The following is a 12,989-nucleotide window of genomic DNA, read 5'->3' on the forward strand; positions in this document are numbered from 1 at the left end:
CACGCGTTTGTGGCGAGGGGGCTTGCCCCCGTTGGACCGCGTAGCGGGCCCAAAACAAGCGACACCGTGATTCCTGTCTGAACGTGTGGTTTGACATTGCGGTCGCTACGCGACCGAACGGGGGCAAGCCCCCTCGCCACAAGGGTCTATCAGACGCGGAACGCCTGAACGGCCGTGTGCAATCGTCCACCCAGCACCAGCAAATTCTCCCCTTGCTCGCGCCCTTCGCCGATACGCAGCAAGTTATCCCCACCCAACTGGTGAATCCGTTCGCTATGGTCACGAATCTCGCTGACAGCGCCGCTCTGCTGGGCGGTGACATCGGCAATGCGTACCGCCGTGTCGGAAATGGTCTGGATCGCCCCGACGATTTTATCCAGCGCGCCATCGGCGGCTTGGGCCTGGTTGGCCGTGGCTTCGGCGTGTTCGACCTGGGCGCGCATGCCTTCCACCGATTGCCGCGCGGCGGTCTGCAGCCCGGCGATCAGCGTCTGGATTTCTGCCGTGGCCCCGGCGGTCCGTTGCGCCAATGAGCGCACCTCTTCCGCCACCACGGCAAAGCCGCGCCCCATTTCCCCGGCGCGGGCCGCTTCGATGGCGGCGTTCAGGGCCAGCAGGTTGGTCTGGTCGGCAATCGAGCGGATCACCGTCAACACGCCGCCGATGGTCGCGGACTCTTCGGCCAGGTGTTCGATCATTTGTGCATTGCCTTGCACTTCGTCCACCAGCGCATGCAGGCCGGTGAGGCTCAGGCCGATGACTTTCTGCCCGTGCTCCACCGCCAGGCCGGCGTGGCGACTGGCGTCGGCGGCCTGGCTGGCATCGCCGGCGACTTGTTGAATGGTCGCTTCCAGTTCGCTGAGGGAGTCACGGATCAGTGCCGTGTCGCCGGCCTGGTGCTCGGCGCCGCTGTGCAAGTCGTTGCTCAGGTCGGCCAGGGTGCGGCTGCTGCCGGCCACTTGCTCGGCATTGACGCGAATGGTCCCCACCAGGTCCACCAGATAAGCGCGCAAGCGGTTGAGCGAGGCTTCGATGTCATGCAATTCGCGGTTGGTGTTGCCCAGTTGAATGTCGCGGCTGAAGTCGCCTTCGGCCCAGGTCGACAGGGCCGGGGCGAGGTTGGTCAGGGTCCGGGCGAGTTTGCGCTGCAGGGTGTCGATCAGCAGTGCGATCAGCAGAATCAGGCCGATCATCACGCCTTGCATCAGCCGCACTTCACCCTGGATCTGCCCGTGCTGGGCGCGTACAACCGGTTCCAGCCCGGCAATGGCCTGTTGCACGTCGGCGATTTTCAAGTGAGTCGCGCTGCTGAGGTCGGCGCGTTTCTGGATTTGGTCGCGGGTGCGCGCGAGCTCGGCCGGGTAGCGGGTGAGCAGGCTGTTGAGCTCGCGCTTGAGGCCGACGCCGGCATCTTCGGCAACGGTTTTTTCCTTGTTCTCAAGGCCCATCATCGAGGCGAAATCGTCGGTGTTCGACTCACTGCTGGTGGTCACGCCCAACAATGGCAGGGCGTCGAGTTTTTCGGCCTGGGTGCGGATGCTGGCCACTTCGCGCTCAACGTCGGCGGCCAGTTCACTGCGGCCGCTGCTGACCAGTTTGTCCCGGGCCAGGGACAATTTACCCAGGTGCTGCGACGCGGTGAGCAGCGGTGTCAGGTAGGCCGCATTACCGCTGGCGTACTGGCTGAGTTGATCGAGGCTGGCGCCCAGTTCCCGTTCGGCTTGCAGCAGCAAGGCCTGTGGGTCGCCGGCCAGTTTGCCGGCAGCCAACAGGTCGGTTTTGCTGAATTCTTCGAGGGTCGACAGGCTGGGACGCAAGGTCTCGGCCAGGGCCGGTGGCAATTCGCCGAGTTGTTTTTGCAGGCTGTCGATGCCTTGGGCGGCACTGCTCAGGCGCAGTGCATCGCCGCTGCCGAGGTAATCCTCGACGCTGCGCGCGACTTCATTCTGAAACTGCTGCGACAGGCCCAGGTAGCGCTCCATTAATAGATACGGACGCTCAAGGGCCTTATGCGACCACCACAGCGTAGCGCCGAGGGCGACGCACACGGCCACCAGAAGGAGGGTATTGAGATTGGTCAGCAGCTTCAGGCGCATTACGGACTACCAACGGCAGAAATGGTAAGTGCCTGAAGTTATTGCATTTCTGTTACAGGGTTATGACTGTATCGGTCGAATCCGATAAAAAAGTGGCACTTTGCTTTGATGTGCGCGCCGCTTGTACGCGATTGCGTCCGCCACCCTTGGCGCGATACAGCGCTTCATCGGCCAGGCTGGCCATCATCAGGCTGTCGGAGCTTTCGCATAACTCCACCACCCCGGCGCTGAAGGTGCACCACAGGTCCTGGGGTTGCGCGGGGTAGTGAATCTCGGCAAAACGTTGGCGGATTTCATCGAGCACGTTATAGGCCGCTTCGATATCGGTGTCCGGCATGACGATGGCGAACTCCTCGCCACCGTAGCGACCGATGAAGTCGGTTTTGCGCAGGCGTTGCTTGAGAAACAGCGCCAGGCTCTTGATCACCCGGTCGCCCATGGGGTGGCCGTGGCTGTCGTTGACCCGTTTGAAGTGGTCGATGTCGAGCATGGCAAAGCTCAGCGGCTTGCTTTCGCGACGGGCGCGGAACGAGCAGTCTTCGAGCAATTGCAGGATATGCGTGTGGTTGTACAACCCGGTGAGGCTGTCGCGAACCATCCGCGCCTTGAGGTTGCGAGCCCTGGCGGCGCGGTTGCGCACGGTGGTGATCAGGTGCCGGGGCTTGATCGGTTTGGTCAGGAAGTCATCGCCGCCTTCGCTCATGGCGTCAAGTTGCTTGTCCAGGTCGTCTTCGGCCGACAGGTAAATGATCGGCACGCTGACGTAACGGTCGTTGTGGCGGATTACCTTGGCCAATTCCGTACCGGTGCAGGCCGGCATGTACATGTCGAGGATGATCAGGTCCGGCTGGAAATCCGCCAACTCAGCCATGGCCTGGATCGGCTCGATCAACGTGCGGGTGACGATCCCGGCGCTGTTGAGCAGGCGCTCGGTGTGCAGGGCCTGGGCGCGGGAGTCGTCGATGATCAGCACTTTATAAGGTTCGTACTGGGCCACGCAGGTCAGGACTTCGATCTTCTCCAGCAGGCTCGACGCTTCGAGGGTGCCGGTGAGGAACTCCTGGCCGCCGGCACGCACGGCGGCGAGGCGGGTCGGGGTGTCGGTTTCGTGCAGGCTGAAGAACAGCAGCGGCAGTTGATGGTCGAGGCCTTCCTGGGCTTCGGCGGCCAGTTTCAGGCCGACGCCGGGGCCGCTGAAATCGACGTCCATGACAATCGCCGCCGGTAAACGCTCGACCATTGATGAGCGAAACGCGTCTACGCTGTCCAGGGACTGGGCACTGAGGCCGAAGAACTCCAGTTGTTTGGCCAGGCGCTCGGCACGGTCGTGATCCTGCAACACTACATAGATGGGCTTGCGCAGCGGCGGCAGGAAGGTTTGATCGAGTTGGTCGCCATGGCGCAGGCCGGTGCGCGACAGGCGCTGCATCAAACGATTGAGATCGGTGATCAGGCCGCTGCTCAGGCGTCCGCGATTGGCGTCGACCGCTTCCAGGGATTGACCGATATGGCGCGCCAGTTGCGTGTGTTCCGGTTGCTCGAAGCGCTCGGCGAAACGCAGCAGGCGCAGATTGGCCTCGCTCAGTTCCGAAAGGTCGGCGGTGGACCACTCACTGCGTTGCAGGCGCTGCCATATCTCAAGAATCTGACGAGCCTGATGAATTACCCGCTGGGCAAAGTGGTGCTTGAGGCGCTCGCGGCTGGGGTCTTCTGGCTCGGTCATATCCTGACTACTAGTTAGGGTGCACACTGAGGTCGACTGGTGGCTCTATGCTAGCACCACTTTTCCGTTACATGAGTGCTGTGCGTCAATAATCTGCAATGCAGCCTCATTCAGTTTGTGACCGTACGGTCTTGTTCTAGCCTTTAGGGTCGCGGTGTGCGGAGGGCGAAGTGCCTTGATCAGGGCACTTGGCAGGTGTGGGGTGGCCAATGACGAGTGACTGGCTTTGGGCTGCGCCTGAGTTTTTTGTCAGTTCTGATCGGTTGGTTTTTTCGGGTTTGCGAGGGTCGGGGATTCCCTTAGAGGCGCAATCCAAACCATTAGGTGGTTTTCGAGGGCCGCAGTGTCATCGTATGGGCGGGAACACTGTTTATCCGTAAACCCGGTAATTTTCCCCATCGGTGCGATGGCGGGTGCCGGGCCAAGGCACGTTGTTGTATGGTTGTGGTCGAACCGTTGAACTCAAGAGATTGAAAGGATATCGCCATGCTGGACTGGAAGAACCGCACAGGCAGTGCGCCTGAACGTGCCGCTGAACCGAAGTCGGAGGCCCGCAGTTATCTGGGCGGTCTGTTGTTCAGCCGGGCGCTGGCCACTCTGCTGGGCATCTACCTGTTGGTGGCGAGTGTCCTGGGCTGGTACTGGAGCCAGGAGCCGGCACTGTTCCCGGTCCAGCAAACCGCGCAGATGGCGGCCGAGAAAGAAGGCAAACAGATGGTCGTCGGTTACACCACGGTGGAAACCCTCAAGACTGTCGCCGGTACCTTGCTGACCAAGCCGGGTGGCTATATTTCCAACGACCGGTTCCCGCCAGGCCTGTGGATGGACAACATGCCGAGCTGGGAATATGGCGTGCTGGTGCAGGTTCGCGACCTGAGCCGTGCACTGCGTAAAGACTTCGCCCGTTCGCAGTCGCAGTCCGCCGAAGACGCCGACCTGGCCAAGGCCGAACCGCGTTTCAACTTCGACAACAAGAGCTGGGTGCTGCCGTCCAGTGAGTCCGAGTACCAGGAAGGCATCAATTCCCTGAGCCGCTATCAGGCACGCCTGTCCGATCCGAACCAGAAGAGCGCGCTGTTCTATGCCCGCGCCGACAACCTGAACAACTGGCTGGGTGATGTCGGTACCCGTCTGGGCTCGCTGTCACAACGGCTGTCGGCCAGTGTCGGCCGGGTCAAGCTCAACACTGCGCTGAAGACCGAAGTGGTGACGCCGGGTGTGGCGCCGCAAGTCGATGAAGAGATCGTCGAGACGCCATGGCTGCAGATCGACAACGTGTTCTACGAAGCTCGGGGTCAGGCCTGGGCCTTGTCGCACTTGCTGCGCGCCATCGAAGTCGACTTCGCCGATGTACTGGCCAAGAAGAACGCCACGGTCAGCGTGCGCCAGATCATTCGTGAACTGGAAGCGTCGCAGGAACCGGTTTGGAGCCCGATGATCCTCAACGGCAGTGGCTTCGGCGTACTGGCCAACCACTCGCTGGTCATGGCCAACTACATTTCCCGGGCCAACGCCGCGGTGATCGATTTGCGTCAACTGCTCAATCAGGGCTGAGTCATGGTTGATAACACCAGGGAAGCCGCGCACCGTGCGGCCTCCGATGCCGAACAAATTGCCTGGGTCGACGAGCAGGACAACCTGCTCGGCGCCCTGGTCCGTTCCGATTTACGCGAGCGCGGGCTGATCGGGCGCGGCACCTACATCATGTTGTTCAACTCCGCTGGCGAGCTGTGCGTGCACCGGCGCACCCTGAGCAAGGCGATCTATCCCGGTTACTGGGATGTGGCGGCGGGGGGCATGGTGCTCGCCAGTGAAACCTACGCCGAGTCGGCGGCAAGGGAGCTGGAGGAAGAACTGGGCGTGAGTGGCGTGGAACTGACTGCCCATGACCACTTTTTCTTCGAGGACACCGGTAATCGCCTGTGGTGTTCGGCGTTCTCGGCGGTGTGGGACGGCCCGTTGACCCTGCAACCGGAAGAGGTGCTCGAAGCGCGCTTTATCCCCATCGATCAAGTCATGCTGGAAATCGAGCAAAAGCCTTACTGTCCGGACTCTCTGGCCGCGTTGAAGCGCTATTTGCGCTCACGCGGGATCGACGTCGCAAAACAGCTATAAATTGGCGCCGATTGGCTCTTAGCAATCGGCGTTTTTGCCGTTACACTGCGCGACCTTTTCAAACTGAACCGGTATTGCTGGTTGTTGCTGTTGTAGGAGCGAGCTTGCTCGCGAAGAACGAGAGTGCGACACGTGTAGCCTGATGCCACGCGTTATCGTTGACGTCCATCGCTGGCAAGCCAGCTCCTACAAGTTAGGGTTGTACCGTTTCAGTAGCGCTGCCCCTGCCTGAGTGGGGCTTCGCGGTCGATAGCCTTCCCAAGTGCTGCGACCAGTCTTTGTCCTCCGAAGAGGATTGCCGGTGGCCAAAAAAGCCGCATCCTTCGCCGCCTTGGGCGGCCTGGTATTTTCCACCGACGCAGGTCGTCATTGTCCGGAATGCAGTAAACCGGTGGACGCCTGCATCTGCAAACAGACCGTTATCCCGGCCGGCGACGGCATCGCGCGCGTGCGTCGCGAAAGCAAGGGCCGTGGCGGCAAGACGGTGACCACCATCACCGGCGTGCCATTGGCTGAAGACGCGCTCAAGGAACTGGCCACGACGTTGAAGAAACGCTGTGGGACCGGTGGGGCGCTGAAAGACGGTGTCATCGAAATCCAGGGCGATCATGTCGAGCTACTCTTGGCAGAACTGATCAAGCTCGGTTTCAAAGCGAAGAAGTCCGGCGGCTAGCAGCCTCTGTGAAAACCACCCTCGGCTGATCCGGTCCTGATGGCATTCAGGCCTGGTGTCGTCCACATGGTTTTCACAGAGCCTGTTCATGACCGGTTTCTAAACTCACTGCGGTCGGCGGGGTCTATTGCCTCGTTGACGAACCGTCATTTTCATTCTTTAGACTGCGCCGGCCTGAACCCAGGCGACGCACTATGACTTCTTTATAGGGGACTTCGATGTCCGTACGACGCACACGCAAAGACGATGGCAGCCAATGGACAGTTGCGGACAGCCGCAGTGTTTACGGGATTCGCCATTGGGGGGCCGGGTATTTCGCGATCAATGACGCCGGTCGCGTCGAAGTTCGTCCGAACGGTCCGAGCAGCTCGCCTATCGACCTGTTCGAGCAAGTCGACCAGCTGCGTAAAAGCGGCCTGTCCTTGCCGTTGCTGGTCCGTTTCCCGGACATCCTGCAAGACCGTGTGCGTCAGCTGACGGGCGCATTCGACGCCAACATCGAACGCCTGGAATACCAGAGCAAGTACACCGCGCTGTATCCGATCAAGGTGAACCAGCAGGAAGCGGTGATCGAAAACATCATCGCCACCCAGAACGTTTCCATCGGCCTGGAAGCCGGTTCCAAGCCTGAGCTGCTGGCGGTGCTGGCATTGGCGCCGAAGGGCGGCACCATCGTCTGCAACGGATACAAGGACCGCGAGTTCATTCGCCTGGCACTGATGGGCCAGAAGCTCGGCCACAACGTGTTCATCGTGATCGAGAAAGAATCCGAAGTCGGCCTGGTGATCGAAGAAGCAGCCTCGCTCAAGGTCAAGCCTCAGGTCGGCCTGCGCGTGCGCCTGTCGTCCCTGGCCTCGTCCAAGTGGGCGGACACCGGCGGCGAAAAATCCAAGTTCGGCCTGTCGGCGGCGCAACTGCTGTCGGTGGTCGAGCGTTTCCGCGCGGCGGGCCTGGACCAGGGCATCCGCCTGCTGCACTTCCACATGGGTTCGCAGATCGCCAACCTGGCGGACTACCAGCACGGTTTCAAGGAAGCGATTCGTTACTACGGCGAGTTGCGCAACCTTGGCCTGCCGGTGGACCACATCGACGTCGGCGGTGGCCTGGGCGTGGACTACGACGGTACGCACTCGCGTAACGCCAGTTCGATCAACTACGACATGGACGATTACGCCGGTGTCGTGGTCGGGATGCTCAAGGAATTCTGCGATGCGCAGAGCCTGCCGCACCCGAACATCTTCTCCGAAAGCGGCCGCTCCCTGACCGCGCACCACGCCATGCTGGTGATCCAGGTGACCGACGTCGAGAAACACAACGACGACGTGCCGCAGATCGAGAACAAGGAAGCGCTGCCGGAAACCGTACAGTGGCTGGTGGACCTGCTGGGCCCGACCGACATCGAGATGGTCACCGAAACCTACTGGCGCGCCACGCACTACATGAGCGATGTCGCCGCCCAGTACGCCGACGGCAAGCTGACCCTGGCCGAGAAAGCCCTGGCCGAGCAATGCTACTTCGCCGTGTGCCGTCGCCTGCACAACTCGCTGAAGGCGCGCCAGCGTTCCCACCGTCAGGTGCTGGACGAGCTCAACGACAAGCTGGCGGACAAATACATCTGCAACTTCTCGGTGTTCCAGAGCTTGCCGGACACCTGGGCCATCGATCAGGTCCTGCCGATCATCCCGCTGCACCGCCTCGACGAAGAGCCGCTGCGTCGTGCGGTACTGCAGGACCTGACCTGTGACTCCGACGGCAAGATCAACCAGTACGTCGACGAGCAGAGCATCGAAACCAGTTTGCCGGTGCACGCGCTGAACGAAGGCGAAGACTACTTGCTGGGTGTGTTCCTGGTCGGTGCCTACCAGGAGATTCTTGGTGACATGCACAACCTGTTCGGTGACACCGACTCGGTGAACATCTACCAGAACGCCGATGGCAGTGTGTATCACGCCGGTATCGAAACCCACGACACCATCGAAGACATGCTGCGTTACGTGCACTTGTCGCCGGAGGAGTTGATGACTCACTACCGCGACAAGTGCGCCAATGCCCGCATCAGTGCATCCGAGCGCACGCAGTTCCTCGATGCCTTGCGTCTGGGGCTGACCCGTTCGTCTTACCTGTCTTCCTGAGGTAAGCGCCAGGCTGATCAGGTTGTCTGAAAACTTTCCGTTTGCCGCGGAAATTTCAGATGACCTGGTAGGGAAATTCACCTGTTCCAGGTGAATTTTCCCGCACCTTGGCGACCCAACGCATTTGGTCTTCTTTTTGCGTAGGTTATTTCCTAATTTGTATTTCGGCACTCTACTCGGCCATGTCTCTCAGCGAGAATCCCCGGCCGCCCCTCCTGTAGAGAAACGCCGATGTTCAATCCAGTCAGCGAACCGTCTTTTCGTCTGGATGTTGCAGGTCTGCCTGACTCCTTTGAAGTTCTGGCCTTTACCGGTAGAGAAGCCATCAGCGAGCCGTTCGTGTTCGAGTTGGAACTGCTGATCGATGACCCGCTGCTTGACCTTGCCAGTTTGCTGTACCGCCCGGCCTCGTTGCACTTTGGGCCAGCAGGAAGCCATGTGCATGGACAACTGCATGAACTCGTCCAGCGTGATCATGCATCGGGGCCCCGACTCTGCCAGGTGCGCCTGGGGCCAAAACTGGCTTGCCTGGCCCAGCGCTTCAGCCAACGAATATTCAACGCCCGTTCAGTGCCGCAAATCCTCGATCAGGTACTCAAGGAGCACGGTATTACCGGCAAGGATCGACGCCTGGAGCTGAGTGGCGACCACCCACCCCGGGATTTTTGCACGCAATATCGAGAGTCAGACCTGCAATTTCTCCAGCGACTGTGCGCCCAGGAACGGCTTCACTACCACTTCGAACACCGGGCCCGCGGGCACTGTGTGGTGTTTGGCGATGATCAGCAGCATTTTCAAACCGGCGAACCGGCGGTATTGCGCAACGAGGGCGATCGGCCAGCGGTGCGGCAGCTCGAACGCCAGCGCTGCACGGCGACAGCGGCGCAGTGTGCTGAAAGCCGGACAGACCTGGCGACCTTGCGCAGCGGTCGGCTGATGCCGCTGTCCGGTCATCCGGTTGCCGATTGCAATCGACTCTGGCTGCTGACCCACGTTGAGCATTGGGGCAGCCAGGATACGGCGACGCCTTACCACAATCAGGTCCGCGCCGTGCAGTGGCCGGCACCCTTCGAGCCGCCCCGTGCGGTGGTCAAGCCACAGATGCATAGCCTGCAACGGGCGTGGGTCGTCGAGGTCGATGAACCGGGTCCCGACCCGACAAGACCGGTACCGGTGCAGTTCGACTGGCTTTATCAGGGCGAAGGGGCGGCACCCAGTCACTGTTGGTTGCCATTGGCCGGACCGTTGCAGGCCGAGACGTTCTCGCCCTTGTGCGAAGGAACCGAGCTGGTCGTGAGTTTTGTCGAAGGCGATCCCGACCAGCCGCAGATATCCGGGGTGCTGCATGCCCCGGCACCGGTCGAGGTGACAGGCGCTGCCGGGCCCCAGCCCATCTGCACGAATGACGCTGGCCTGGAGCAATGGTTACGGTCGGCGGAGCCGTTACTGATGCTGTGCCTGCTGCTCGGCGGTGGCAGCTTCAACCATTGCGCGCAGGCGTTGTGCACCTGTCGTCTGGCGACACAGTTTGGCCAGAGCTCTGGAGCATGATCGTCACATGCACGCCCGAGGCACCCCCGCAGTGGCTGTTGCTGGATGTGCCGGGCACGCCGCAGGCGGGGGCCACACTTCGGCAGATGTTTGCGCGAGCCCGGTGGTCCGGGTTGTTCGAAGGTACGCAGTGGCATGCTCTGCATGAGCAGGGACCGGTGCTGGTCGATCTGCGCACCTGCCCGGCGCTCGCCGACTTATGCATCGTCGACGGACAACGCTGGCCCGGACTGCTGATGGTCAGCGAGGCCAGCACTGCGTCGTTACTGGCGCATTTGCGGCGCATGCTCACGGTTACGCTTGGCCTGCACCGGGCCCTTTTGAGTTACTACAACCCGATCACCGCCAGCTATTTTTTCGATGCCTGCGATGCCGTTGAACTGAGTCGCTGGCTAGGGCCTATCCACCAGTTACGCTGGTTCGGCGGCAGTTGGGCCGACCGCGCGATGGGGTGTGAGGGCTGGCAGCGCTTGTCCAACCCGGGACTGGCGGTCAGGCCGCTGGCAGTCGAGGAGAGCCTGAGCGCCGGACAACAGGAAAAACTGCAGACCTGCCTGCTTGAGCAACATGCCTGGCGCTGGAGCCAATCCACCGGTGCCGATTTTTCCCGCCTGTGGACCCATGTGCAGGAGGGACTGGCGCTGGGTTTCAGCGAACGCCCGGTACTTGATGGCTGGATATGGCTTCGCCTGCAGTATCCCGACGCGGTCCCCGTGCAGCCGCTGTCGGGGCGGACTCAACAGGAACGCCTCGATAGCCTGCGAAGCCTGTGGCAGAACGACCGACCCTGGCCGTGAGGTCGAAACAGTCCGTTCAGTGAGTGCTGCCAGCGAACCAGCCATCGTTACGGCGCAGGCGCCAGGCGATCATGCCGAGGGTCAGGCTGCGCAGGAGCATGAACAACAGAAAGGTCAGCCACAGGCCATGGTTGCCCCACCCCTGCAGTGCCCAGCCGAAGGGCAGCACCAGCACCACGGTCAGCAGCATGCCGTTGCGCATTTCCCTGGCCCGGGTGGCGCCGATGAACAGGCCGTCGAGCAGGTAACTCCAGACGGCAATCAGCGGCAGCACGGCGAGGTAGGGCAGGTAGATGAACGCGGTGTCGCGCACGCTTTGAATGTCGGTTTGCATCTCTATGAACAAGTGCCCGGCGAGCAGAAACAGCGCGGCAAAACCCAGACTCGCCAGCAGCGACCAGCCGCCAGCCACCACCAATGAACGGCGCAGGGCATCGCGGTCGCGGGCGCCAAGCGCATGCCCGCACAGGGCTTCGACGGCGTGGGCCAGGCCATCGAGGGCGTGGGCGGTCAGCAGTAACCCGTTGAGCAGCAGGGCATTGGCCGCGACCGTGGCGTCGCCCAGCCGTGCGCCTTGCACCGTGATCAGGAAGAACACCGATTGCAGCGCCAGGCTGCGGATGAAGATGTCGCGGTTGACCGTCAGCAATGGCCGCCAACTCTGCCACAGGGCCAATGCTGCCCAGGCGATATGCCCGGGATAGGCGCGCAGGGCTTTGCGGGTCATCAGCAAGCCGATCAGTGCCCCCGTCCACTCGGCAATCACCGAGGCCCGGGCAGCACCCACCACGCCCCATTCCAGGCCGAGGACGAACCACAGGTTCAGGGCAATGTTGACCAGGTTGGTGCTCAGCAAAATCGCCAGCGGCGCTCGTGCATTCTGGGTCCCGAGGAACCAGCCGACCAGCGCATAACTGGCCAGCGCCGCCGGCAGGCCAAACAGGCGGGTGTGAAAAAACTCGCGGGTCAGTTGATCGAGCTCCGCCGACGGTTGCATGAAGTGCAGCGCCACCCCGCTCAAAGGCACGCCCACCGCACCTAACACCACGGCCAGGCCGAGGGCGAGCAACAGGCCTTGCAACAGAATCTGCCGCAACGCCGCACCATCCCCGCGTCCCGCCGCCTGGGCAGCGAACCCGGTGGAGCCCATGCGCAGAAAACCCATGGCCCAGGCGAGGAAGGTATACAGGCTGGCCCCGACCGCGACAGCGCCGAGTTGATGGGCGTGGGGCAGGTGACCGATGACGGTGCTGTCGACCAGCGCCACCAGCGGTACGGAAATGTTCGAGAGAATCATCGGCGCGGCGAGCGCCCAGACCCGGCGATGGGTCGGGCGGTCGCGCCAGTCGGCGGTCAGGTTGGACATGCAGGCTCCTTGGGGGAGCGGGCATTGTAGCGACACATCAATAACCTGCTGCGATCAATTGTGGCGAGGGAGCTTGCTCCCGTTGGGTCGCGGAGCGGCCCCAGCATTTTTTCATGCAACCGCGTGGGCTGACTTTACGACTGCTTCGCAGCCGAACGGGAGCAAGCTCCCTCGCCACAGTGTGTGGGGTGGTGTCAGTGAATGATCCAGCTGAGCAACCAAAGCCCCAGCATCAACCAGATGATCCCCATGATGAACGACGCATTGAGAAATGCGCGGATCGCCGACCACAGCAGTATCAGCCCGAGGATCAAGGTCACGATGCTGACGACCGAGGTATCCATGCCCAGCGCCTGGGACAGGCCTTCGACAAAATTGCTGCTGGCGTTGCTCAACAGATTGAACAGCCCGCTGAGGCCATCAACGATAAAGCGGATGATCGAGCCGAGTACCTGGCCGAGCCATTCGGAAAAACCTTCTACCTGCATGGAGTGGCGTCCTGATTGAAGAGAATCGAGTCTTGGGCTGTCGATCAT

10 protein-coding genes are annotated in these 12,989 nt (G+C 61.6%); 6 read left to right on the top strand and 4 right to left on the bottom strand.

Annotated elements, in window-relative coordinates; translation table 11 throughout:
- Positions 1–149: 149 nt before the first annotated feature.
- Complete coding sequence (locus tag QMK54_RS03095) at positions 150–2,096, bottom strand: methyl-accepting chemotaxis protein (protein WP_320402045.1); 1,947 nt, start codon at positions 2,094–2,096, stop codon at positions 150–152.
- A gap of 52 nt (positions 2,097–2,148) precedes the next feature.
- On the bottom strand, positions 2,149–3,819 hold the full coding sequence (gcbA, locus tag QMK54_RS03100) for a diguanylate cyclase GcbA (RefSeq protein WP_320402046.1): 1,671 nt from the start codon (positions 3,817–3,819) through the stop codon (positions 2,149–2,151).
- A gap of 486 nt (positions 3,820–4,305) precedes the next feature.
- On the opposite strand from gcbA, the gene QMK54_RS03105 reads away from it, so the two are divergent.
- The 6 genes from QMK54_RS03105 (at position 4,306) to QMK54_RS03130 (ending at position 11,087) form a co-directional block, all read left to right on the top strand.
- Positions 4,306–5,373 carry a DUF2333 family protein gene (locus QMK54_RS03105; RefSeq protein ID WP_110661298.1) on the top strand — a complete coding sequence of 356 codons (1,068 nt, stop codon included), beginning with the start codon at positions 4,306–4,308 and terminating at the stop codon, positions 5,371–5,373.
- A gap of 3 nt (positions 5,374–5,376) precedes the next feature.
- Positions 5,377–5,934 (top strand): NUDIX hydrolase, encoded by a 558-nt coding sequence (locus tag QMK54_RS03110; protein ID WP_110661300.1) that lies wholly within the window; start codon positions 5,377–5,379, stop codon positions 5,932–5,934.
- Positions 5,935–6,235: 301 nt separating this feature from the next.
- The gene (locus tag QMK54_RS03115) at positions 6,236–6,607 is read left to right on the top strand and encodes a translation initiation factor Sui1 (RefSeq protein ID WP_007991289.1); all 372 of its coding nucleotides are present in this window, start codon (positions 6,236–6,238) and stop codon (positions 6,605–6,607) included.
- Positions 6,608–6,825: 218 nt separating this feature from the next.
- A complete protein-coding gene (speA, locus tag QMK54_RS03120) occupies positions 6,826–8,739 on the top strand; it encodes an arginine decarboxylase (RefSeq protein WP_103397199.1) in 1,914 nt (637 codons plus the stop codon).
- Positions 8,740–8,970: 231 nt separating this feature from the next.
- The gene (locus QMK54_RS03125; protein WP_320402047.1) at positions 8,971–10,290 is read left to right on the top strand and encodes a type VI secretion system Vgr family protein; all 1,320 of its coding nucleotides are present in this window, start codon (positions 8,971–8,973) and stop codon (positions 10,288–10,290) included.
- Positions 10,287–11,087, top strand: a complete 801-nt coding sequence (locus tag QMK54_RS03130; RefSeq protein WP_223594033.1) for a DUF4123 domain-containing protein — start codon at positions 10,287–10,289, stop codon at positions 11,085–11,087. The genes QMK54_RS03125 and QMK54_RS03130 overlap by 4 nt, the downstream gene beginning before the upstream one ends.
- 16 nt (positions 11,088–11,103) lie before the next feature.
- On the opposite strand, the gene QMK54_RS03135 is transcribed toward QMK54_RS03130, so the two are convergent.
- Positions 11,104–12,453, bottom strand: coding sequence for an MATE family efflux transporter (locus QMK54_RS03135; protein WP_110659979.1), 1,350 nt, complete (start codon positions 12,451–12,453; stop codon positions 11,104–11,106).
- A gap of 194 nt (positions 12,454–12,647) precedes the next feature.
- Entirely contained in the window at positions 12,648–12,941 is a 294-nt protein-coding gene (locus QMK54_RS03140) for a hypothetical protein (protein ID WP_110659980.1), read from the bottom strand.
- Positions 12,942–12,989: the final 48 nt, after the last annotated feature.

It is taken from the genome of Pseudomonas sp. P5_109 (assembly GCF_034009455.1).
Lineage (GTDB): Bacteria > Pseudomonadota > Gammaproteobacteria > Pseudomonadales > Pseudomonadaceae > Aquipseudomonas.

Coding starts and splice junctions, on each gene's coding strand:
- QMK54_RS03095 (WP_320402045.1), bottom strand. CDS start 2,096: ATGCGCCTGAAGCTGCTGACCAATCTCAATACCCTCCTTCTGGTGGCC.
- gcbA (WP_320402046.1), bottom strand. CDS start 3,819: ATGACCGAGCCAGAAGACCCCAGCCGCGAGCGCCTCAAGCACCACTTT.
- QMK54_RS03105 (WP_110661298.1), top strand. CDS start 4,306: ATGCTGGACTGGAAGAACCGCACAGGCAGTGCGCCTGAACGTGCCGCT.
- QMK54_RS03110 (WP_110661300.1), top strand. CDS start 5,377: ATGGTTGATAACACCAGGGAAGCCGCGCACCGTGCGGCCTCCGATGCC.
- speA (WP_103397199.1), top strand. CDS start 6,826: ATGTCCGTACGACGCACACGCAAAGACGATGGCAGCCAATGGACAGTT.
- QMK54_RS03125 (WP_320402047.1), top strand. CDS start 8,971: ATGTTCAATCCAGTCAGCGAACCGTCTTTTCGTCTGGATGTTGCAGGT.
- QMK54_RS03130 (WP_223594033.1), top strand. CDS start 10,287: ATGATCGTCACATGCACGCCCGAGGCACCCCCGCAGTGGCTGTTGCTG.
- QMK54_RS03135 (WP_110659979.1), bottom strand. CDS start 12,453: ATGTCCAACCTGACCGCCGACTGGCGCGACCGCCCGACCCATCGCCGG.
- QMK54_RS03140 (WP_110659980.1), bottom strand. CDS start 12,941: ATGCAGGTAGAAGGTTTTTCCGAATGGCTCGGCCAGGTACTCGGCTCG.